Annotated in this window: 23 protein-coding genes and 1 pseudogene; 16 read left to right on the forward strand and 8 right to left on the reverse strand. The window is 57.6% G+C overall.

Annotation, left to right across the window (positions count from 1 at the left end):
* Positions 1-24: 24 nt before the first annotated feature.
* The gene (locus F3J41_RS21510; RefSeq protein ID WP_166712387.1) at positions 25-1,254 is read left to right on the forward strand and encodes a glycosyltransferase; all 1,230 of its coding nucleotides are present in this window, start codon (positions 25-27) and stop codon (positions 1,252-1,254) included.
* Positions 1,247-2,158: a hypothetical protein gene (locus F3J41_RS21515; RefSeq protein WP_021507059.1), complete on the forward strand. Its 912-nt coding sequence runs from the start codon at positions 1,247-1,249 to the stop codon at positions 2,156-2,158. Before F3J41_RS21510 ends, F3J41_RS21515 begins: the two co-directional genes overlap by 8 nt.
* A gap of 30 nt (positions 2,159-2,188) precedes the next feature.
* On the opposite strand, the gene tdh is transcribed toward F3J41_RS21515, so the two are convergent.
* Complete coding sequence (tdh, locus tag F3J41_RS21520) at positions 2,189-3,217, reverse strand: L-threonine 3-dehydrogenase (protein ID WP_058781667.1); 1,029 nt, start codon at positions 3,215-3,217, stop codon at positions 2,189-2,191.
* Entirely contained in the window at positions 3,214-4,425 is a 1,212-nt protein-coding gene (locus F3J41_RS21525; protein WP_159377802.1) for a glycine C-acetyltransferase, read from the reverse strand. The genes tdh and F3J41_RS21525 overlap by 4 nt, the downstream gene beginning before the upstream one ends.
* A 231-nt stretch (positions 4,426-4,656) precedes the next feature.
* Between F3J41_RS21525 and rfaD the strand changes: the two genes are divergently transcribed.
* Genes rfaD through rfaC form a run of 3 tightly spaced genes read left to right on the forward strand, consistent with a single transcriptional unit; the run spans position 4,657 to position 7,621 of the window.
* The gene (rfaD, locus tag F3J41_RS21530; protein ID WP_021507062.1) at positions 4,657-5,589 is read left to right on the forward strand and encodes an ADP-glyceromanno-heptose 6-epimerase; all 933 of its coding nucleotides are present in this window, start codon (positions 4,657-4,659) and stop codon (positions 5,587-5,589) included.
* 17 nt (positions 5,590-5,606) lie between these two features.
* Positions 5,607-6,650, forward strand: coding sequence for an ADP-heptose--LPS heptosyltransferase RfaF (gene rfaF, locus F3J41_RS21535; RefSeq protein WP_058781669.1), 1,044 nt, complete (start codon positions 5,607-5,609; stop codon positions 6,648-6,650).
* Positions 6,651-6,652: 2 nt separating this feature from the next.
* The gene (gene rfaC / locus F3J41_RS21540) at positions 6,653-7,621 is read left to right on the forward strand and encodes a lipopolysaccharide heptosyltransferase RfaC (protein WP_166712389.1); all 969 of its coding nucleotides are present in this window, start codon (positions 6,653-6,655) and stop codon (positions 7,619-7,621) included.
* Between the two features lie 14 nt (positions 7,622-7,635).
* Here the strand turns inward: rfaC and F3J41_RS21545 are convergent, their stop codons facing one another.
* Positions 7,636-8,601: a deacetylase gene (locus F3J41_RS21545; protein WP_166712391.1), complete on the reverse strand. Its 966-nt coding sequence runs from the start codon at positions 8,599-8,601 to the stop codon at positions 7,636-7,638.
* Positions 8,602-8,915: 314 nt separating this feature from the next.
* Here F3J41_RS21545 and F3J41_RS21550 point away from each other — a divergent pair, with 314 nt between their 5' ends.
* From F3J41_RS21550 to coaD, 8 genes are all read left to right on the forward strand, one after another.
* On the forward strand, positions 8,916-10,040 hold the full coding sequence (locus tag F3J41_RS21550) for a glycosyltransferase (RefSeq protein WP_058759422.1): 1,125 nt from the start codon (positions 8,916-8,918) through the stop codon (positions 10,038-10,040).
* Between the two features lie 43 nt (positions 10,041-10,083).
* Complete coding sequence (locus tag F3J41_RS21555; RefSeq protein ID WP_058759423.1) at positions 10,084-11,205, forward strand: glycosyltransferase family 9 protein; 1,122 nt, start codon at positions 10,084-10,086, stop codon at positions 11,203-11,205.
* On the forward strand, positions 11,186-12,187 hold the full coding sequence (locus F3J41_RS21560; protein WP_166712393.1) for a glycosyltransferase: 1,002 nt from the start codon (positions 11,186-11,188) through the stop codon (positions 12,185-12,187). The genes F3J41_RS21555 and F3J41_RS21560 overlap by 20 nt, the downstream gene beginning before the upstream one ends.
* Before the next feature lie 73 nt (positions 12,188-12,260).
* Entirely contained in the window at positions 12,261-13,337 is a 1,077-nt protein-coding gene (gene rfaQ, locus F3J41_RS21565) for a putative lipopolysaccharide heptosyltransferase III (RefSeq protein ID WP_166712395.1), read from the forward strand.
* Positions 13,330-14,463 (forward strand): glycosyltransferase family 4 protein, encoded by a 1,134-nt coding sequence (locus F3J41_RS21570; protein WP_166712397.1) that lies wholly within the window; start codon positions 13,330-13,332, stop codon positions 14,461-14,463. The genes rfaQ and F3J41_RS21570 overlap by 8 nt, the downstream gene beginning before the upstream one ends.
* Before the next feature lie 85 nt (positions 14,464-14,548).
* Positions 14,549-15,823 carry a lipid IV(A) 3-deoxy-D-manno-octulosonic acid transferase gene (gene waaA / locus F3J41_RS21575; RefSeq protein ID WP_021507071.1) on the forward strand — a complete coding sequence of 425 codons (1,275 nt, stop codon included), beginning with the start codon at positions 14,549-14,551 and terminating at the stop codon, positions 15,821-15,823.
* A 3-nt stretch (positions 15,824-15,826) separates the two neighbouring features.
* The gene (locus tag F3J41_RS21580; RefSeq protein ID WP_166712399.1) at positions 15,827-16,603 is read left to right on the forward strand and encodes a glycosyltransferase family 2 protein; all 777 of its coding nucleotides are present in this window, start codon (positions 15,827-15,829) and stop codon (positions 16,601-16,603) included.
* Complete coding sequence (gene coaD, locus F3J41_RS21585; RefSeq protein WP_021507073.1) at positions 16,600-17,085, forward strand: pantetheine-phosphate adenylyltransferase; 486 nt, start codon at positions 16,600-16,602, stop codon at positions 17,083-17,085. Before F3J41_RS21580 ends, coaD begins: the two co-directional genes overlap by 4 nt.
* Here coaD and mutM read toward each other — a convergent pair whose 3' ends face one another.
* The 4 genes from mutM to radC form a co-directional block, all read right to left on the reverse strand.
* Entirely contained in the window at positions 17,086-17,895 is an 810-nt protein-coding gene (gene mutM / locus F3J41_RS21590; protein ID WP_088516674.1) for a bifunctional DNA-formamidopyrimidine glycosylase/DNA-(apurinic or apyrimidinic site) lyase, read from the reverse strand.
* A 70-nt stretch (positions 17,896-17,965) separates the two neighbouring features.
* The gene (gene rpmG, locus F3J41_RS21595) at positions 17,966-18,133 is read right to left on the reverse strand and encodes a 50S ribosomal protein L33 (RefSeq protein ID WP_001051798.1); all 168 of its coding nucleotides are present in this window, start codon (positions 18,131-18,133) and stop codon (positions 17,966-17,968) included.
* An 11-nt stretch (positions 18,134-18,144) separates the two neighbouring features.
* Positions 18,145-18,381, reverse strand: a complete 237-nt coding sequence (gene rpmB / locus F3J41_RS21600; RefSeq protein ID WP_010616494.1) for a 50S ribosomal protein L28 — start codon at positions 18,379-18,381, stop codon at positions 18,145-18,147.
* 243 nt (positions 18,382-18,624) lie between these two features.
* Positions 18,625-19,281 carry a DNA repair protein RadC gene (radC, locus tag F3J41_RS21605; protein WP_021507076.1) on the reverse strand — a complete coding sequence of 219 codons (657 nt, stop codon included), beginning with the start codon at positions 19,279-19,281 and terminating at the stop codon, positions 18,625-18,627.
* 190 nt (positions 19,282-19,471) lie between these two features.
* On the opposite strand from radC, the gene coaBC reads away from it, so the two are divergent.
* The 3 genes from coaBC (at position 19,472) to slmA (ending at position 21,840) form a co-directional block, all read left to right on the forward strand.
* Positions 19,472-20,701, forward strand: a complete 1,230-nt coding sequence (coaBC, locus tag F3J41_RS21610; RefSeq protein ID WP_166712401.1) for a bifunctional phosphopantothenoylcysteine decarboxylase/phosphopantothenate--cysteine ligase CoaBC — start codon at positions 19,472-19,474, stop codon at positions 20,699-20,701.
* Entirely contained in the window at positions 20,670-21,128 is a 459-nt protein-coding gene (dut, locus tag F3J41_RS21615; RefSeq protein WP_031279631.1) for a dUTP diphosphatase, read from the forward strand. The genes coaBC and dut overlap by 32 nt, the downstream gene beginning before the upstream one ends.
* Positions 21,129-21,243: 115 nt before the next feature.
* On the forward strand, positions 21,244-21,840 hold the full coding sequence (slmA, locus tag F3J41_RS21620) for a nucleoid occlusion factor SlmA (RefSeq protein ID WP_021507079.1): 597 nt from the start codon (positions 21,244-21,246) through the stop codon (positions 21,838-21,840).
* A 315-nt stretch (positions 21,841-22,155) separates the two neighbouring features.
* Here slmA and F3J41_RS21625 read toward each other — a convergent pair.
* A pseudogene (locus F3J41_RS21625) lies at positions 22,156-22,260 on the reverse strand (IS110 family transposase); the annotation flags it as partial.

Genomic DNA, 22,260 nt, shown 5'->3' on the forward strand with positions numbered 1-22,260 from the left:
TTCCGCGCAAGGATATCGGAACAGATGACGTCAACCAGAAAGAAAATTCTGCTGCTGGATACCGGGCGCGAATGGGGCGGCGGTACCAACAGCATGCTGGAATTACTCAAGCGCATTGATCGCCAGCGTTTCGCTATCACCTGCTGTTTTTATCAGAATTATGCGCGTGGCAATCAGGAGACCATTGCCTCGGTATTAGACGCGATCGGCATTCCGGTGCTATTTATTGCGCAGCGTCGCCAGCCGCTCTGGGCAAAAATCACCAAAGAGTCGCTGCGCACCCTGCTGTTTTTTAACCGCGCGGTGAAAAAAAGCGCCATCGACCGCATCGATCGCCAGTGGCGCATGCAGCCTAACGCCCGCCAAATCGCGACGATTTTACGCGACGGTGGCTATGATGCGCTGTACATGAATAATCAGCCCAGCACCAACGTTGAAGGCTATCTCGCCGCTGAACAGACTCACGTGGCGTTAATTCAGCACTGCCGCATTGATCCGTTACTCAATAATGCGCTGGTCAAGATGATTAATCGGCATTGTGATGCGGTGATTGCTGTGTCACAGGGCGTACACCGCACCCTGAGCAAAAGCGGTGTTGATGCGCAGCGCTGCTTTACCGTATCCAACGCTATCGATATTCATCAGCCGCTGCCGGTGCGTGAGGCGGTGCGTCAGCGCTTTGATTATCCCGCGGATACCTTTATTTTCGGCTCCATCGGTTCCCTGATTGCGCGTAAATCCAACCATCATATTTTGCAGGCGTTAGGTGAATTCAGCCGCGCGCATCCTGCCGCTAAATGGAAAATGGTGATCGTCGGTGCCGGCCCGGAGCAGCAGCACTTACAGCAGCTGGCACAAAAAGAGGGGATTGCCGCGCAGGTTATTTTTACTGGCTTTCAAAATAACGCGCTGGATTATCTGGCGGCATTCGATACGTTTATTCTCGCCTCAGCCAGTGAAGGGCTGCCGCGCGTGGTGCTGGAAGCGATGCTGGTGAATACGGCGGTGATAGGTTCGAATGTCGTCGGTACGTCGGAATTAATTCAACACGGCGAGACCGGTTTACTGTTTGACTATGGCAATACGCAACAGCTTAGCCAGCATCTTAGCGCGCTATGGCAGGATACTGCATTGCGCCAGCGTTTAATCGCCGCCGCCGCCGCCCGGGTGCGCGAGCGCTATAGCATTGAACATTACGTATCGGGCGTGGAAAACATTCTGGAAAACGTCATGGAGAGAAAAAAGCATGTTTGATTTTTTAAATAAACACCGTCGCTATATTCTCTCGCGCCACAACATTCCCGCCACGCAGGCGGATGCGCAGGGCACAATTGCCGTCAGTTCCGTGGTCATTCCCTGTACCGGCGCTGATTACATTGAAGAAGCGGTGCTCAGCGCTTATTTTGCCAGCCGCTGCGCCGACACCATCAGCGAAATTGTCATCGTCAGCGATCAGCCTTCCAGCGCTTTTCCGCCGCTGCCGGCACGCGTGCGTGTGGTGACGCTGGAGGTGCCGTTTCGTGAAGAAAACTACCGCTATAAACAGATCTACCGCAGCCGCCTGATTAAACTTCAGGCCCCCTTGCAGGCGACCGGTGAAGGTATATTGATGATCGATTCCGATCTCAATTTATTAAAAACGCCGGATATTGCGATGCGTGAGCATCATCTGTACAGCAGCTTCCGTCAGGGCAAGATGATCGCCAAACTGGCCGGCGCGCCAGAAGAACACATTCCGGCCTATTACCACCACACCGTTCGCCCTTATTTGCAGGATCACGTGAATGGCGCCTATCTGGCGGCCTCCCGTCGCACATGGCAGCGTATTTGTCCGCTGTGGCTGACGTTATTTAATGATACCTGGGAATTGATGAACGACGACCAGCCGCCAACCGATCAGCTACCGCTCGCTGCCCTGCTCGACCTGCTGGATGTCCGCACGGTCAATCTGGGCGAATGGGCTAACTGGCCGGTGTCGAAACGCATTGGTGGTCAGTCGGCCGTGATTCCACCGCAGGTGATTGGCGCGCATGGCGGCTTTCCCTTAAGTGAATGGCAAAAATATTTGCAGGATCCGCACCAGCCGCTGAGCTTTAAGGGCCAGGATTACACGCGTAAGGTGCGTTACCTGACCGATGCGGAAAAACAGCAATCCTGAGCGTCACCGGCCCGCAGGCCGGTGTGTCGTTTAATCCCAGCTCAGCACCACTTTGCCTGAACGCCCGGAACGCATCTCGTCGAAGCCCTGCTGGAAGTCGTCGATGTGATAGCGATGCGTGATGATCGGCGTCAGATCGAGGCCGGACTGAATCAGCGCGGCCATTTTGTACCAGGTTTCAAACATCTCACGGCCGTAAATCCCCTTGATAAACAGCCCCTTAAAGATAACCTGATTCCAGTCAATCGACATCTCACCCGGCGGAATGCCCAGCAGCGCAATGCGTCCGCCGTGATTCATGGTCTCCAGCATGGTACGAAACGCCGGCGGCGCGCCGGACATCTCCAGTCCGACATCAAAGCCTTCGGTCATGCCCAGTTCCGTCATCACCTCGCGCAGATTCTGCTGCGCCACGTTGACCGCACGCGTCACGCCCATTTCACGCGCCAGCCCGAGGCGGTACTCATTGATGTCAGTGATCACCACATTCCGCGCGCCGACGTGTTTACACACCGCTGCCGCCATAATGCCAATCGGTCCGGCACCGGAGATCAGCACGTCTTCACCTACCAAATCAAACGAGAGCGCGGTATGCACCGCGTTACCGAACGGATCGAAAATCGCCGCCAGCTCGTCGGAAATATTGTCGGGAATTTTGAATGCGTTAAACGCCGGGATCACCAGATATTCAGCGAAGCAGCCCTGACGATTGACCCCGACACCCACGGTATTACGGCATAAATGGGTACGGCCGGCGCGACAGTTGCGGCAGTGGCCACAGGTGATGTGACCTTCGCCCGATACGCGATCGCCAATGGCGAAACCCTTCACTTCCTGACCGATACCGACCACTTCGCCCACGTATTCGTGGCCGGTGATCATCGGCACCGGAATGGTTTTGCGCGACCAGTCGTCCCAGTTATAGATATGCACATCGGTGCCACAGATGGCGGTTTTGCGGATTTTAATCAGCAGATCGTTATGACCGGGCTCCGGCACCGGCGCGTCGTGCACCATCCAGATCCCCTCTTCCGCTTTCAGTTTAGCCAGTGCTTTCATCCGTTGGCTCCTGCAGTGATAACCCCTAACTGATGTCCGATGCGCGTGAAGGCCGCCACCGCGTGCTCCAGCTGCGCCTGAGTGTGGCCGGCAGAAATCTGCGTGCGAATGCGCGCCTGGCCCTGCGGCACCACCGGATAGAAGAAGCCGGTAACGTAGATGCCTTCCTGCTGGAGCAGGCTGGCAAACTGCTGCGCCACTTTGGCATCGCCCAGCATTACCGGAATGATGGCGTGATCGGCACCGGCCAGCGTAAAGCCCGCGGCGGTCATTTTTTCCCGGAAGAAGCGGGCGTTTTCCCACAGCCGCTGCCGCAGTCCATCGCCTTCGTTCAGCAGATCCAGCACGCGCAGCGACGCGGCCACAATCGCCGGTGCCAGCGAGTTGGAGAACAGATAAGGGCGCGAGCGCTGACGCAGCCATTCAACCACCTCGCGTTTTGCCGCCACGTAACCGCCGGACGCGCCACCCAGCGCTTTACCCAGCGTGCCGGTCAGAATATCCACGCGATCCATCACGCCGCAGTATTCATGCGTGCCGCGTCCGCTTGCGCCGACAAAGCCTACCGCGTGCGAGTCATCCACCATCACCAGCGCATTAAACTCATCGGCCAGGTCGCAAATGCCCTGCAGGTTAGCGATCACGCCATCCATGGAGAACACGCCGTCGGTGGCAATCAGCAGATGGCGCGCCCCCTTGTCGCGGGCCTCCTGCAGGCGCGCGCGCAGCTCAGCCATATCATTGTTGGCGTAACGATAGCGCTGGGCTTTGCACAGGCGGATGCCGTCGATGATCGACGCATGGTTGAGCGCATCCGAGATAATCGCGTCTTCCGCGCCCAGCAGGGTCTCAAACAGCCCGCCGTTGGCGTCGAAGCATGAGGAGAACAGGATAGCTTCTTCCATGCCGAGGAACTCCGCCAGCCGGCGCTCCAGCAGCTGATGGCTGTCCTGCGTGCCGCAGATAAAACGCACCGACGCCATGCCAAAACCATGCGTGTCCATGCCGTCTTTGGCGGCCTGAATCAGCGCCGGATGGTTCGCAAGGCCGAGATAGTTATTGGCGCAGAAGTTAATCACCGGCGGGCTATTGGCGACGTTGATTTCCGCCTGCTGCGCCGAGGTCAGGGTGCGCTCCTGTTTGAACAATCCGTCCTGCCGCGTTGTCTCAAGCTGTTGCCGGATTTGTGAATAGAACTGATCGGACATGATTCTGCTCCTCAGATAGCAAAATTTTGGCACATATTACTGATCGAAAAGCGAATGGACGACAATTCAGCCAGGGAAATCTCCGTTTTGCAGCATAGTTCACGCGGCGCGCAGGATTTGTGCAGCGCGATCGGCGTCATCTGGCTGTCCGCATCGGGCTGAAATGTTATGATGTTAGATATTCGTGCGTGAAACCTCCTGTTTCACCCCAACTGTTTAAAGGCAAAGCATATGATTATCGTAACCGGCGGCGCGGGCATGATTGGCAGCAACATTGTGAAAGCGCTCAACGATCGCGGTCATACCGATATCCTGGTGGTGGATAATCTGAAAGATGGCACCAAATTCGTGAATCTCGCGGATCTGGACATCGCGGATTACATGGATAAAGAGGAGTTCCTCACCTACATCATGTCGGGTGAAGATCTGGGTCCGATTGAAGCGGTGTTCCATGAAGGTGCCTGTTCAGCCACCACCGAGTGGGACGGTAAGTACATGATGGATAACAACTATCAGTACTCGAAAGATCTGCTGCACTTCTGCCTCGAACGTGAAATTCCGTTCCTGTATGCCTCCTCGGCCGCCACCTACGGCGGGCGTAACGAGAACTTCATTGAAGAGCGCCAGTACGAGCAGCCGCTCAACGTGTACGGCTACTCAAAAATGCTGTTCGACCACTATGTCCGCCAGATTCTGCCGGAAGCGGATTCGCCGGTGTGCGGCTTCCGCTATTTCAACGTGTACGGGCCGCGTGAAGGCCATAAAGGCAGCATGGCGAGCGTCGCGTTCCACCTCAATACGCAAATCAGCAACGGTGAAAATCCTAAGCTGTTCGAGGGCAGCGACAGCTTCCGTCGTGACTTCATCCACGTCGATGATGTGGTGGCGGTCAATCTGTGGTGCTGGGAAAACGGCGTATCCGGCATCTATAACTGTGGTACCGGTCGTGCCGAATCCTTCCAGGAAGTGGCGGATGCGGTGCTGAAGTTCCACCAGCAAGGCCAGATCGAATACATCCCGTTCCCGGACAAACTGAAAGGGCGCTACCAGGCCTTTACGCAGGCGGATCTCAGCAAACTGCGCGCCGCGGGCTATGACAAACCGTTTAAAACCGTTGCGCAGGGCGTGGGCGAATACATGGCCTGGCTGAACCGTCACGCATAAGGAAACCGGCACCGGCGATGAAAATTCTGGTTATTGGCCCCTCCTGGGTCGGCGATATGATGATGTCGCAAAGTCTCTATCGCACGCTGAAACAGGCGCACCCTGAGGCGGTAATTGATGTGATGGCGCCGGCCTGGTGCCGGCCGCTGCTGTCACGCATGCCGGAAGTGAATCAGGCGCTGGCGATGCCGCTTGGCCACGGTGCGCTGGCGCTGGGTGAGCGCCGTCGCCTGGGCAAAGCGCTGCGGGCCAGCGGTTACGATCGCGCCTATGTGCTGCCAAACTCGTTTAAATCGGCGCTGGTGCCGTTTTTTGCCGGCATCAAACGCCGCATCGGCTGGCGCGGTGAAATGCGCTATGGCGTGCTGAATGACGTGCGTGTGCTGGACAAAGCCGCGTTTCCCTTAATGGTGGAGCGCTATGTGGCGCTGGGCTATGACCAGCCGGTTGCGGCGGCAGCACAGTTGCCGCAGCCGCTGTTGTGGCCGCAGCTGCGCGTCGACGACGATGAAAAACGCATGACCGCAGCGCAGTTTGCGCTGTCGGCCGATCGCCCGGCCATCGGCTTCTGCCCCGGTGCCGAATTTGGTCCCGCGAAGCGCTGGCCACACTATCACTACGCCGCGCTGGCAGAACAGCTGATTGCTGAAGGCTATCAGGTGCTGCTGTTTGGCTCGGCTAAAGATCGGGAAACCGGCGAGGCGATCCTGCAGGCGCTGCCGGACACGGCACGCGCGCACTGCCGCAATCTGGCGGGCGAAACGCAGCTGGAGCAGGCGGTGATTCTGATCGCCCACTGTGCTGCGGTCGTCAGCAATGATTCCGGACTGATGCACATTGCCGCCGCGCTCAACCGGCCGCTGGTGGCGCTGTATGGCCCGAGCAGCCCGGATTTCACGCCGCCGCTGTCCCATCAGGCGCGCATCATTCGCCTGATTACCGGCTACCACAAAGTGCGCAAAGGCGATGCCGCAGAGGGCTATCATCAGAGCCTGATTGATATTCAACCGGCACGCGTGCATCAGGAACTCAACGAGTTGCTGCATCCGGTGCAGGAGTAACCATGCACGTTTTGATTGTTAAAACCTCGTCGATGGGTGATGTGCTGCACACGTTGCCGGCGCTGACCGACGCGATGCAGGCGATTCCCGGCATTCGCTTCGACTGGGTGGTGGAAGAGAATTTTGCGCAGATCCCCGGCTGGCATCCGGCCGTCGATAAAGTCCTGCCGGTGGCGATTCGTCGCTGGCGCAAACACTGGTTTGGCAGCCAGCAGCGCGAAGAGCGCGTGCAATTCAAACGCGAGCTGCAATCACGTCAGTACGACGTGGTGATTGATGCCCAGGGGCTGATTAAAAGCGCCGCGCTGGTGACGCGCCTCGCCAAAGGCATCAAACATGGTCAGGACAGCCGCAGCGCACGTGAACCGTTCGCCAGCTGGTGGTATGACAAGCGTCATGAGATTGGTAAGCAGCAGCACGCCGTGGAACGCACGCGCGAACTGTTCGCCAAAAGTCTGGGCTATGATAAACCGGCCACGCAGGGCGACTATGCCATTGCCGGTCATTTTCTCGCGGCGCAACCGCAGGATAGCCAACCGTACCTGGTGTTTCTGCACGCCACAACGCGCGACAACAAACACTGGCCGGAAGATCACTGGCGCCAGCTCATCGCGCGGGTTCAGCCCACTGGCCTGCACGTCAGGCTGCCGTGGGGCGCCGAACACGAGCACCAGCGCGCGCAGCGGCTGGCAGCAGGGTTTGATCATGCAGAGGTGTTGCCGAAGCTGACGCTGGAGCAGGTGGCGCAGCAGCTGGCGGGCGCCCGTGCGGTGGTCTCAGTGGATACCGGTTTGAGCCATCTGACCGCCGCGCTGGATCGCCCCAACATCACCCTGTTCGGCCCGACTGACCCGGGTCTGATTGGTGGCTATGGCAGGAATCAGCATGCGTTACGGCCCGCTCAGGGCAGCAGCATGGCAGGCATTCAGCCTGACGACGTGATGGCCATGCTGGCTGAGATCGCGCTGTAACGCGATTGGGCGGCTTAGCGCTGCTGTTGCTTCAGCCGGGCAAACTCCGTGAGCGTCATGCCCTGCGTCCGGGTCGCCAGCCAGCTGAACAGGCCTTCCAGATCGTCATACAGGCGTTCAATATCAGCCTCCGTTTTAAACGTGGGGCTGCCATCTGGCATAAACTCGGATGAATGCAGCATGAACTCCACATAGTCGTTGCCCTGTGCGAGCGTCTGTTCTGCCACCTGTTTCATCTGGGCCAGATTCCCCCCCACCGGACGCAGCCAGTTCACTGACGGTCCGCGCTGCCTGCCGCGGATGCCATTCCACATTTTTTTAAGCTGATTGGTCAGTGTGCCGTAGCGATACTGAATGCTCATCGGCAGTTCCAGCAGCGGACCGTTGCCCGGTTTGGAAATATCGTGTTCATCGAGGAAATAAGCGCGATCGGGGAAATGGCTGTAATCCGTTCCGCCCTGTCCCTGCGGTGCACCCTGCGCATTACGCCAGTTCACGCGCGGCGTAACCGAGCAGTCAACCAGATAGCCCTGATCGATCAAGGCGCGGGCGTACACTTCATTGAATGCCCAGCGGCCGGCGCGGTGGCTGGTCATTTTACGCTGAAAAGCGTTCTCCAGCAGATCGGTCATATAGGCGACTTTATCGCGCAGGACGTTTTCAGGATATTCGATCAGATAAGGTTGGTAACGCCACTCATCGTCGGTCAGCGCATATTCAGGTGGACTGTACCAGGCATGTAAATGCATACCGATTTCGCCCTGACCGCGCGCCAGCAGATCGCGCCCGAACTCGACATAAGCCGGGTCACTGGCCATCTCATAGTTGGTCAGCCAGGTCGGTTTAAAAGCGTATTTCTCACACAGCGCCTGGAAGCGCGGTAAAAACCGGACGTTATGGGTAGTGACCTTGCCGCTGCGATTGCGCCACAGGTTATCCCCTTCGGTATCAAGGGTAATTAAAAAGGCAGGTTTTTCCATAACTTATCCGGTGAATTACAGTGTTATAATCGCTATGGTACGCAACGCTCCTGACGGGCGCAAACTTTTCCCATACGGGTTCAGGGGGAAGTCGATAGCGGTATAAGATTAGTTAAACTAGAATAATTTAAACTCTTCACTGGCCTGAATTTTAGCAATTAACCGAGCGCACGTTCGTGTAAAATTACCTGGCCATAAAAATAATTAATTGAATTTTCTTATATTAAGTCCTGATAGCACCGGGAATGATAGCAGCTAAGTCTTTACAGCAGACTGGCATGTAGGGGTAAAAAATTTTGTCGAAACGCATTTTAATGGTGATTGATGGCCTGCCGGGCGGCGGCGCCGAAAAAGTCGTACTGACTCTGGCGGGGGGCTTCCTCAGTCAGGGACACCAGGTTTCGATCTTCTCATTGCGGAAGGTATGTGATTACCCTATTCCGGCTGGCGTGGATTACCAGGTGATTCTTGATCGCTGTAACCACCCGTGGCGCAAGCTGACAGAAACATGGCGCCGCGCGCGTCTGCTGGATCGTGCGGTGCGCGACAGTGAAGCGCGTCACGGCAAATTTGATCTGATCCTCTCTCATCTGCATAAAACTGACCGCATTGTCAGGCAAACGCCTGCGCTCGATGGAGACAGGACCTGGTTCTGTCTGCACGGCGTGTTTTCTGCTTCGTATCTGGCACGTAAAACCGGCTTCTCGCTGTGGCTGAAGCGGCTGAAAATCCGTCACGTTTATCAGGATCGCCAAATCGTCGGGGTTTCGCAGTACGTCATCGACGATATGGTGCAAAACATTGGCGTACAGCCCCGCCAGGCCAAAGTGATCGCCAATCCTTTCGATTTTGACAGCCTCGCCCGGCTGGCCGCTGAACCCTGCCCGTTAGCCGGCACCGATTTCCTGGTGCACGTGGGACGCTTCCATGAAACCAAACGCCATGACCGCCTGCTCGAAGCCTATGCCCTGAGTGGCATCACCGCGCCGCTGGTTTTGCTGGGACAGGGAAGCGAAAAAATAACGCAAAAATTGCGTGAGCAGGCGCAGAATTCAGGCATTGCGGAGCGCGTGCGCTTCGAGGGTTTTCAGCGCAACCCGTATCCCTGGATACGGCACGCGCGCCTGCTGGTGGTCAGTTCCGACAGTGAAGGTTTTGGTAATGTGCTGGTCGAAGCCCTGAGCTGCGGCACCCCGGTGGTCAGTACGCGCTGTCCGGGCGGTCCTGTTTCGATCCTCACCGGCGAACTGTCACGCGGTCTGGCAGAGATGAATGCAACATCGCTGGCAGAAAAAATGCGAGAAATTTATACAACTCCCCCCAGGTTGCAACATCTGGACTTAAGCATTTATAGTTTGAGCGTTGTTTGCCAGCAATACCTGCAGCTTATTCAGGTGGCGGAGACGTCATTTTCAACCACGCAGCACGTTTCAGGTTAACAGGTCCCCCATGACGGTGTGACCGAATCATGGGGATGACTACTTGACGTACGTACTACTGTTTATTCTTTTTTCGCCGGTCAAATGGGTGATGAAGTTTGTCCATGGCCGCACCGGTAAAAACCTGGTGATACAAACCGCTAAAATCGGCGACTATATTAATATCACGCCGTTATTATCCCACCTGGGAAAAAGCGATGCCCTGCTGAGCTATAGTGTCGCCCCGCTGGCTGAACGTGACGCCACGCTGGAGCACATCTGGTATATCGAAGATCATCGCTCCGGTTTGATGAAAAAAATAAAACTGGTATGGCAGCTGCTCAATCGCTACGACAATATTTATTTGCTGCATCCCACCAATCTCAATTTATTTATTGCCGCCTGCTGCAATGCCAGCAACAAACAATTTCTTTCCAGCTATCGGCGCAAAGGCTATCAGGGCCTGTTTTATTTAACGGCCAGCGGCGTGGTTTATCACGAGAAAAATACCTTAACGCTGGAAAATTACCTGAAACTGGCCGATCGCTCTTTTACCAAAGAGAGTTATCCCAAACATGCCACCCTGCCACTGTGGCAACCGGAAACGCTGCCCGCGGAAATTACGCAGGCGCCGGGCATCCGTATTGGTATTAGCGTAACGGCAGGAAATCAGGCCAAAACCATTCCGCCGTTAATCTGGTGTCGGCTTTTCGACCACCTGAGCGATCTCCCCTGCACTTTTTTTGCTTTCGGCGCACCGAATGAACAATCACGCGTTCAGGAGTTGTTTAAAGTTGCCGGTCAGCGAAACAATCTGGTGAGTCTGGTAGGTAAAATTCCGCTCGAGGCGCTGCCTGCCGCCATTAACGAGATGGATTTCTATATCGCCTCGGATTCCGGCAATGTGTATATTGCCGACGCGCAACAGGTACCGGTGATTTTAATTTATGGTCCCTGCTGCGTAGAGGAGCAAAGGCCGCTGGGTGACGTGCTCTTAATTGGCCCGAACCACATCGCGCCCTCTTCGTTTGTGTTCGCTGCGCAATACAAATTTGCCCATCCGGTTGAACAGCTGTTCGAGCTGGATGAACGCAAGCTAAATGATATCCATGATTTTATCCGCACCCGGCAGCAGCAGCGCCTGGCGCGACGGAACAACGAAGAACATGACAGCGCAGCCCGATAACTCATCCCCGCTACTCAGTCTCATTATCCCGATGTTTAACGCTGGTGCTGATTTTACTGGCTGTATCAATGCATTGCTGGCGCAAACCCTGACGTCGCTGGAGATCATCATTGTTGACGATGGCTCCACCGACGGTTCCGGCGAGCGCGCCGACGCGCTGGCGCAGCAGTACCAGCATATTCAGGTGATTCATCAGCCGAACGGTGGCGTGTCGCGTGCGCGTAATGCCGGGCTGGCCGTGGCGCGGGGTAAATACGTCAGCTTTCCCGACGCCGACGACACCATGGACCCGGCGATGTACCAGACGCTGGTCGACATGGCGGAGCGCGATCGGCTGGACGCTGCGCAGTGCAACGCCGAGTGGTTTTTCAAGGCCAGCCAGACAATTAAGCCGATGATTCCGCGGGATCGCCTCACCAGCACCGGCGTATTAAGCGGGCCGGAGTGGCTCAACAAGGCGCTGAAAACCCGGCGTTACCTGCACGTCGTGTGGCTCGGTATCTACCGCCGTGAGCTGATCGAACAGCTTAATCTGCAGTTTGAACCCGGTCTGCATCATCAGGACATCCCGTGGACCACTGAGTTCATGCTCAACGTACAGCGCGTGCGCTACACCGATCGGGTGCTGTATCGCTACTACATGCACGATGCGTCGATCAGCAACCGCAAGCGCACCGGCCAGCACAACGTCGACTATCAGCGTCACTACCTGAAAATCGCGCGCATGCTGGAAGAGATTAATACGCGCTATCGTCACAAGGTGAAGATTTACCCGAGCTTCCACGCGCAGATTACCCGCGAAGCGCTCAGCGTGTGCCACGCTATCCGGCGCGAACCGGACGCCGCAGCGCGCCAGGCAATGATCGCCGATCTGTTTAGCAGCCAGACGCACAAACGCATGCTGCGCAATGCGCGCGGCGCGCGTCAGTGGTATCAGCTGCTGCTGTGGCTGAGCCGCATTTATCGCTGGCGCAATAAATAAGCGCCCGCCGCGGCTTTAACCCCTCCAGGGTTTGCCCTACAATCAGCTCACTGAATTTTGAGATGATTTGAGTATGGCAAGCCCGATTCCAGCCCACTTTGCACCGCAAAATATTTTGCTGATAAAGCTGCGTCATCATGGCGATATGCTGCTGACCACGCCTGCCATCAATGCGCTGCGCCAGCGCTATCCGCAGGCCAACATTGATGTGCTGCTGTATAAAGAGACGCGCCCGATGCTGGAAGCGCATCCGGCGATCCGTCAGCTGCATATCATCGATCGCAACTGGAAAAAGGAAGGCGGCTGGCAGAAGTTTCGCCATGAGGTCGCGCTGGTGCGGGCGGTGCGCGCCTGCCATTACGATGTGGTGATTAATCTGGCCGATCAGTGGCGCAGCGCCATTATTACCGGCCTGTCTGGTGCGCCGGTGCGTATTGGCTTTGCGTACCGCAAGCGCGACAACGTGTTCTGGCGCTGGTGTCATAACCAGCTGGTTTCCACCGACCGTCACCATCAGCTGCATACCGTGGAACAAAACATGACGGCGCTGCAGCCGCTCGGCATTCCCACCGCCGGGGCGACAGCCTCCATGCATTTCAGCACCGCCGACCAGCAAAAAGTGCAGGATGTCCTCGCTCAGCAGTCGATTACCGGCCCGTTTGTGGTGCTGCAGCCCACCTCGCGCTGGGTTTTTAAGTGCTGGGAAGATGAAAAGGTGGCGCAGCTGATAGATGCACTGGCCGCTGATGGTCGCAGCGTGGTGCTGACCGCCGCGCCCGATCAGAAAGAGCTGGCGATGATCGCCCATATCCAGTCGCTGTGCCGCACGCCGAACGTGGTGTCGCTGGCGGGCCAGCTCTCGCTGCCGCAGCTGGCGGCGCTGATCGACGCGGCACAGCTGTTTATTGGCGTCGATTCCGCACCAATGCACATGGCCGCGGCGCTGCAGACGCCGTGCCTGGCGCTGTTCGGCCCGACCAAGCTGCAGCACTGGCGCCCGTGGGGCGACAATAACCGCGTTATCTGGGCGGGCGACTATGCGCCGCTGCCGTCACCGGATTCGATCAATACCAATACCGAGCAGCGCTATCTGTCTGCCATCCCGGTTGAGGATGTGCTTGCCGCCGCCAGGAGCCTTTTGCATGACTAAGTTACGGCTGGCGATTGTCCGGCAGAAATACCGGCCGGACGGCGGTGCCGAGCGCTTTATCTCACGCGCGCTGGAAGCGCTGGACAGCGAGCAGCTCGATCTCAACATCATTACCCGCAGCTGGCAGGGCACGCCGAACCCGGCCTGGCACCTGCACATCTGCAATCCGGCAAAATTCGGCCGCATTTCGCGTGAACGCGGCTTTGCCCGCGCGGCGCGCGCCTGCTGGGAGCGGGAAAAGTTCGATATCGTACAGAGCCACGAGCGCATCGCCGGCTGCGATATTTTCCGCGCCGGTGACGGCGTGCATCGCGTATGGCTGGAGCAGCGCGCGCGCATTGTTTCGCCGTGGCAGCGGCTGAGCGCCAGCCTGAGCCCGTACCATCGCTATGTGCTGCAGGCGGAAGCGGAGATGTTCAACGCGCCCTCGCTGAAAGCGGTAATCTGTAATTCACACATGGTGAAGCAGGATATTTTGCGTCACTTCGCGCTGGATGCCAGCAAAATCCATGTGATTCACAACGCCATTGATAGCCAGCGTTTTCAGCCTGCCAGCGATACGCTGCGTCACGCCGCGCGTCAGCGACTCAACCTGCCGCAGGACGCCACGGTGATGATCTACGTCGGCTCCGGCTTCGAACGCAAAGGGCTAAAGGCCGCTATTGAAGCGGTCGCTAATAGCGATCGCTACCTGGTGGTGGTCGGCCAGGACAAACAGCTGGCGCGCTATCAGCAGCTGGCGAACCAGCTTAACTGTCTTGACCGCCTGCGCTTTGCGGGCGTGCAGCAGGACGTTCAGCCGTTTTATCATGCTGCCGATGCGCTGCTGTTGCCAACGCTGTACGATCCGTTCCCCAATGTGGTGCTGGAAGCGATGGCCTGCGGGCTGGCAATCATTACCAGCACCGGCTGCGGCGGCGCAGAATTTATCACCAACGGTGAACAGGGTTTTGTCTGCGATGCGTTGGATATCAAAGCGTTAAACGAAGCGGTAATCGCAACGCCCGCACTTTCGCACAATCCGGCGCTGGGCGAAGCCGCACGTCGCAAAATTGAACCTTATGGTCCGCAAAGACTGGCGCAGGCGCTGACTTCGCTTTATCAGCACGTCCTGCAAACCCGTTGACGAAGTGGTATGAGCAGGCGGTCAGTTTCTGTTAACATGCCGCCTTTACTGTGTTTTTTGACGCGAACTGGTCGTAACCTTAACTATGACGACTCTCTATACAGCCCTGCTTTATCTGATTCAGCCACTGATCTGGCTGCGCCTGTGGCTGCGCGGTCGAAAAGCACCGGCCTATCGTAAACGCTGGGCGGAACGCTACGGCTACTGCAGCGGTAAAGTGGCACCGCACGGCATCGTGCTGCACTCGGTTTCGGTCGGTGAAACGCTCGCCGCCGTGCCGCTGGTGCGCGCGTTGCGTCATCGCTATCCGACGCTGCCCATTACCGTGACCACCATGACGCCGACTGGCTCCGAGCGCGCCCAGTCGGCGTTTGGCAAAGACGTGCACCACGTCTATCTGCCGTACGATTTGCCCGGCTCAATCAACCGTTTCCTCGATACCGTCGACCCGCGGCTGGTGATTATCATGGAAACCGAGCTGTGGCCGAACATCATTCGCATTCTGCATCAGCGCCAGATTCCGCTGGTGATTGCCAATGCGCGCCTGTCTGAACGCTCCGCCAGAGGTTATAAAAAGCTCGGCGGTTTCATGCGTGACCTGCTGCAGCGCATTACGCTGATCGCCGCGCAGAACGTCGAAGATGGCGATCGTTTCCTCAGCCTCGGCCTGAAGCGCTCGCATCTGGCCGTGACCGGCAGTCTCAAGTTTGATATCTCCGTTACGCCGGAACTGGCAGCACGCGCGGTGACGCTGCGCCGCCAGTGGGCGTCGCGCCGGCCGGTGTGGATCGCCACCAGCACGCACGAAGGCGAAGAGGCCATCGTGCTCGACGCCCATCGCCGTCTGCTGCAACAGTTCCCGGATCTGCTGCTGATTCTGGTGCCGCGCCATCCGGAACGCTTTAAAGATGCCTGCAACCTGACGCAAAAACGCGGCTTCAGCTTTACCCTGCGCAGCAGCGGCGAGATCCCTTCCAGCGCCACGCAGGTGGTGATTGGCGATACCATGGGCGAACTGATGCTGCTGTACGGCATCGCCGATCTGGCCTTTGTTGGCGGCAGCCTGGTGGAGCGCGGCGGCCATAATCCGCTCGAGCCCGCTGCGCACGCCATTCCGGTGCTGATGGGCCCGCACATCTGGAACTTCAAAGATATCTGCGCCCGTCTGCAACAGGCGGAAGGGCTGATTACCGTTACTGATGTGGTGTCGCTGGAAAAAGAAGTGGCGAACCTGCTGCAGGATGACGATTATCGCCGCTACTACGGCCGCCACGCGGTAGACGTGCTGCACCAGAATCAGGGCGCACTGCAGCGTCTGCTACAGTTACTCGAACCGCATCTGCCTCCACGAGCTCATTAACGCATGTCGCAACGCCAACGTCTCTCCGTGGTGATGATCGCCAAAAACGAAGCTGAACTCCTTCCGGAGGCGCTGGCTTCCGTCAGCTGGGCAGATGAAATCATTCTGCTGGATTCGGGCAGCAGCGATGCGACCATAGAGGTGGCACGCGCGCATGGTGCGCAGGTCTATCAGGCAGACGGCTGGGCCGGCTTTGGTAAGCAGCGTCAGCGCGCCCAGGCCTTTGCCAGCGGCGATATGATTCTGATGCTGGATGCCGATGAACGGGTTACGCCAGAACTGCGCCGCGCCATTGAGCAGGTGCTGACACAGCCGCCCAGCGATAAGGTTTATAGCCTCGGCCGCAGTAATCTGTTTCTCGGCCGCTTTATGCGCCACAGCGGCTGGTATCCCGACCGCGTGCTGCGCCTCTATCCGCGCCATCTGCGCTATAACGACAATCTGGTGCACGAATCGCTGGAGACGCAGGGCACGCCGGTGGTGGCGCTGCCGGGTGATTTGCAACACCTGACCTGCCGCGACCTGATCACCTTCCAGCGTAAACAGATGAACTATGCCGAAGCCTGGGCGCAGGAGCGCTTTCAGCGCGGCAAGCGCTGCAGTATTCTCTCTGTTTTCAGCCACACCGCGGGCGCGTTTATTAAGACGCTGCTGCTGCGCGCCGGTTTTCTCGATGGTAAACAGGGCTGGATTCTGGCGGTGGTCAACGCACAATACACCTTTAATAAATACTCGGCGCTCTGGGCGCTGCATCACACCTCAACACAGGGCCGCGTATGAGCACTAAAGCGATTTATCCCGGCACGTTTGACCCGATGACGCTGGGCCATCTGGATATCGTCACGCGTGCAGCGCAGATGTTTGATCGCATCGTGCTGGCGATTGCCGCCAGCCCGAGTAAGAAGCCGCTGTTTAGCCTTGATGAACGTGTCGATCTGGCGCGCCAGGTTACGGCCCATCTGCCAAATGTTGAGGTGGTTGGCTTTAGCGATTTGATGGCGAACTTTGCCCAGGCGCAGAACGCGAACGTGCTGGTGCGCGGTCTGCGTGCGGTATCGGACTTTGAGTATGAGCTGCAGCTGGCGCACATGAATCGTCATCTGCTGCCCACGCTGGAGAGCGTGTTTCTGATGCCGTCCGAAGGCTTCTCATTTGTCTCGTCGTCGCTGGTCAAGGAAGTGGCGCGCCATCAGGGTGACGTGCAGGCATTTCTGCCTGCCGTGGTGCATCAGGCGCTGCTGGCGAAGCTGGCGCAGCCGTAATCAGTGCTGGCAGCGTGGACACCAGAAGGTGCTGCGCTGACCGTGTTTACCGCTGAGGATCGGCGTACCGCAGGCGCGACAGGGCTCGCCGGTACGGCCATACACCTGCAGCTGCTGCGCAAAATAGCCTGGCTTACCGTCGGTCTGCAGGAAATCACGCAGCGTGGTGCCGCCCTGCTCAATCGAACGCAGCAGTACGGCTTTGATGGTATTCGCCAGCAGTTCCGCTTCCGCTTCACTCAGGCTCATCGCCGGACGATCGGGTAAGATCCCGGCGGTAAACAGCGATTCGCTGGCATAGATGTTCCCCACGCCCACCACCACTTTGTTGTCCATCAGCCACTGCTTGATCACCGTGCGTTTGCCGCGCGACTTTTCATACAGATACCCGCCGCTAAAGGCATCGCTCAACGGTTCCGGACCAAGGTGCGCAAGCACGCTGCTGCCTTCCGGATCGGTAGTCCACAGCCAGGCGCCAAAACGCCGCGGATCGGTATAGCGCAGCACTTTGCCATTGCTCATCACCAAATCAACGTGGTCGTGCTTCGCAGCCGGCAGTTCGCCGGGCAGGACGCGCAGGCTGCCGGACATGCCAAGATGAATGATGATCCAGCCGTGCGGCAGCTCCAGCAGCAGATACTTGGCGCGGCGCTGTACGCTGAGCACCGGCTGGTCGCTCAGCGCGTGGATTTCATGGGAAACCGGCCAGCGCAGACGCGGATTGCGCACAATGGCATGCAGAATGGTTTCTCCCACCAGGTGAGGTTCTATACCGCGTCGGCTGGTTTCTACCTCAGGTAATTCAGGCATCTCATCTCCTCAACGTAGCGCAGAAACAAAAAACCCGGCCGGAGCCGGGTTTTTCGCAAGAACACCAAAATTACTTAATTTTGGCTTCTTTGTAGATCACGTGCTGACGTACAACCGGATCGAACTTTTTTAGTTCCAGTTTCTCAGGTTTAGTACGTTTGTTCTTCGTGGTGGTATAGAAGTGACCTGTACCAGCAGAGGAAACCAGCTTGATCTTCTCACGAATACCTTTAGCCATGATTCAGTTCCTTAGTACTTCTCACCACGGGCGCGGATTTCGGCCAGAACCGTATCGATGCCCTTTTTATCAATAACACGCATACCTTTAGCAGATACACGCAGAGTAACGAAGCGCTTCTCGCTCTCAACCCAGAAACGGTGAGAGTGCAGGTTCGGCAGGAAACGGCGTTTCGTCGCGTTCATTGCGTGGGAACGGTTGTTACCGGTCACCGGACGCTTTCCAGTTACCTGGCAGACTCGTGACATTTCTATTCTCCAAAAATCAAATCAGCTCGAGCTTTAAAAACTAGGTTTTGGCCGCCTCGTCAGGCCTTAGCCCGCCCAGGCGAGTTCCATGTGAACCCGCTAAGCTGGCCCAAACGCCAAACCCGAGATTCTCAAAGGTGGCGTAGTATACGCCGCTAAGCCGAAGTGCTCAAGTCCCGAACAGATAAAGATCCCTCCGGATCGCGCAAAAACGCCGGATTTCTGCCCAGTTGACGCCGCGAATTACAACCAGCCGCGCTCGGCGAAAGAGGTAAACTCGCCGTGACCAATCACCAGATGATCTAATAAGCGGATATTCAGCAGCGCGCAGGCCTGCGCCACCTTGCTGGTAATCTCGCGATCGGCACGGCTCGGTTCCGCCATGCCGGACGGATGATTGTGCGCCAGTATCACCGCCGCCGCGTTGAGCTTTAGCGCCTCACGCACGATTTCACGCGGATGCACTTCCACGCTGGCAATGGAGCCGGAAAACATCTTCTGCGCCTGCAAAACGCGGTGCTGGTTATCCAGAAACAGCGCCATAAAGATTTCACGCTCCTGATGTGCCAGCACGCTTTGCAGGTAGTGGCGCGTGACCTGCGGATTCTCCATGACATTTTCGCGCGCCAGCTGGCTGGCAAAAAAGCGCCGCCCCAGTTCCGCAATGGCATGCAGTTGCGTCATTTTGGCGCTGCCGACGCCCTTTATCTGCCCGAGCTCCTCTTTACTGGCGGTCATGATGCGATACAGCGAACCGAATTCATTCAGCATCAGCCGCGCCAGCCCCATCACGCTGTTGCCGCGGGTACCGGTGCGTAAAAAGATCGCCAGCAGTTCGGCATCGCTTAGCGCCTCGGCGCCCAGCAGCGTCAGTTTTTCCCGTGGTGCCAGTTCCGTCATCGTTCCGCCCTCCCTGCAATGCCGCCATTCTGCGCCGGTGCATTGCAGGCCACCAGCGGCGCGTGACAAATTCCAGAGCCGGCTCGCAAAGGGCGCAGGCAGTGAAAAGGCGGGTCGCCGATTTTGTGATAAAGTTGCCTGCATCTGTCGCGCCAGGCGCGGCACTCTGCGTTGAAGTGAGGCAAACAACATGATGGGATTAGCCGGAAAAAAAATTCTGCTGGGCGTCAGTGGCGGCATCGCGGCCTATAAAGCACCGGAACTGGTGCGCCGTCTGCGCGATCGCGGCGCGGATGTGCGCGTGATGATGACCGATGCGGCCAAAGCCTTTATTACGCCGCTCAGCCTGCAGGCGGTTTCCGGCTATCCGGTGTTTGATGACCTGCTCGACCCGGCGGCCGAAGCGGCAATGGGCCATATCGAACTGGCAAAATGGGCCGATTTGATTGTGCTTGCGCCCGCAACCGCCGATTTGATTGCACGCATTACCGCCGGCATGGCAAACGACCTGGTCACCACCGCCTGCCTGGCCAGCGCGGCACCGGTCGCCATCGTGCCGGCCATGAACCAGCAGATGTACCGCGCGGCAGTAACGCAGGAGAATCTGCAGCGTCTGGCGCAGCGCGGCGTGCTGGTCTGGGGACCGGACAGCGGCAGCCAGGCGTGCGGTGATATCGGCCCGGGCCGCATGCTGGACCCGCTGGCCATCGTTGCGCATGCGCTGGAGTGGGCCGCGCCCGTCAACGATCTGCAACATCTCAACATTATGATCACCGCCGGTCCGACGCGTGAAGCGCTGGATCCGGTGCGCTATATCAGTAATCACAGCTCCGGCAAGATGGGCTATGCGGTTGCGGCGGCGGCGGCAAAGCGCGGCGCAAACGTGACGCTGATTTCCGGTCCGGTGAGCTTAGCCACGCCCGCCGGCGTGACGCGCATTGATGTCAACAGCGCACTGGAGATGGAAGCGGCGGTGATGGCGCAAATCAGCCAACAAGATATTTTCATTGCCAGCGCAGCCGTGGCAGACTACCGGGCGGCAAACATTGCCGCAGAGAAAATTAAAAAACAGGGTGGCGATGATAACGTCACGCTGCAGCTGGTGAAGAACCCGGATATTGTCGCAGGCGTCGCGGCGCTCAAAGTGCAGCGCCCTTTCGTGGTGGGATTTGCTGCCGAAACCCAGAATGTGGAAGAATACGCGCGGCAAAAACGGGTGCGGAAAAACCTGGACCTGATTTGCGCCAATGATGTGGCGCAGGCCGGGCAGGGCTTCAATAGCGACACCAATGCTCTTCACCTTTTTTGGCAGGAGGGAGAGAAAGTCTTACCGCTCAGTGATAAGACGCTCCTTGGCCAACAATTAATAGACGAGATTGTCAGCCGTTATGATGAAAAAAATCGACGTAAAAATACTTGATGCGCGCGTAGGCAAGGAATTCCCACTACCCACCTATGCGACCTCTGGCTCCGCGGGTCTCGATCTGCGCGCCTGCCTTGATGACGCACTGGAAATCGCACCGGGCATGACCACGCTGGTGCCGACCGGCCTGGCGATTCACATTGCCGATCCGTCACTGGCCGCCGTCATCCTGCCGCGCTCCGGTCTCGGTCACAAACACGGCATCGTACTGGGTAACCTGGTAGGCCTGATTGACTCCGACTATCAGGGCCAGCTGATGGTTTCAGTGTGGAACCGTGGCCAGGATAGCTTCACGCTGCAGCCTGGCGATCGCCTGGCTCAGCTGGTGTTTGTACCGGTGGTGCAGGCCGAATTTAACCTGGTGGAAGATTTTGACGCCAGCGATCGCGGCGCAGGCGGTTTCGGACACTCTGGACGTCAGTAATACGCTCACTTTTCGCATAGCCATCTTTTTATTTCTTGTCGCCACAGGCCGCTTTATCTGTGGCAGATAAGGCAGTATTGCCTGTTTTTGGTGAATTTCAGGGGTGTTGAAGGTCATGGCAGAAAAAAAAGTCGCGAAACGGAATCGTCGCGAAGAGATTTTGCAGGCGCTGGCGCAAATGCTGGAGTCGGGCGATGGCAGTCAGCGTATCACCACCGCCAAGCTGGCCGCCAATGTCGGCGTTTCTGAAGCGGCGTTATATCGCCACTTTCCCAGCAAAACGCGCATGTTTGATAGCCTGATTGAATTTATTGAAGACAGTCTGATTACCCGCATCAATCTGATCCTGAAAGATGAAAAAGAGACGATGGCGCGTCTGCGTCTGATCGTGCAATTGCTGCTGGGATTTGGTGAGCGTAATCCAGGGCTGACACGCATCCTGACCGGCCACGCGCTGATGTTTGAACAGGATCGCCTGCAGGGGCGCATTAATCAGCTGTTTGAGCGTATCGAAGTTCAGCTGCGCCAGGTGATGAAAGAGAAGAAGATGCGCGACGGCGAAGGTTTCCAGACCGATGAGACGCTGCTCGCCAGCCAGCTGCTGGCGTTCTGCGAAGGTTTGCTGTCACGCTATGTACGCTCGGAGTTCCGTTATCGTCCGACCGCCGATTTCGACAGCCGCTGGCCGCTGATTGCCGCACAGCTGGTTTAATACGCACAGCGGATTTGTAGCGGCGCGATCCATCGCGCAATAAATTGCGCCGCTACGCTATCGTGCGGCGCTGGCGACCACCGCAAACCTTAAATACCGTACTCTTTGCGATCGCCCCGACCTCCGCCACCAGGTGCGCATCAATGCGCACCCTACGCCCTGGCATCCTGCGACTTTAGGGGCGCCATTCATGGCGACCGCGGCAAACCTTAAATACCATACACTTTGCGATACGCCCCGACCTTCGCCACCAGGTGCTCATCAATGCGCACCCTGTGACCTGGCATCCTGCGACTGTAGATACCGTCTTGCCGGTTACCTGGCAAGACATATTTCGGCATCGAACGGACGACCCGATTTCAGCACGCCATAAGCCAGCTGCAGCAGCTTCTTCATCGCCGCGCACACCACGACTTTTCC

Origin of the sequence: Pantoea sp. Ap-870 (assembly GCF_011752515.1) — a bacterium.
Taxonomy (GTDB): Bacteria; Pseudomonadota; Gammaproteobacteria; order Enterobacterales; family Enterobacteriaceae; genus Pantoea; species Pantoea dispersa.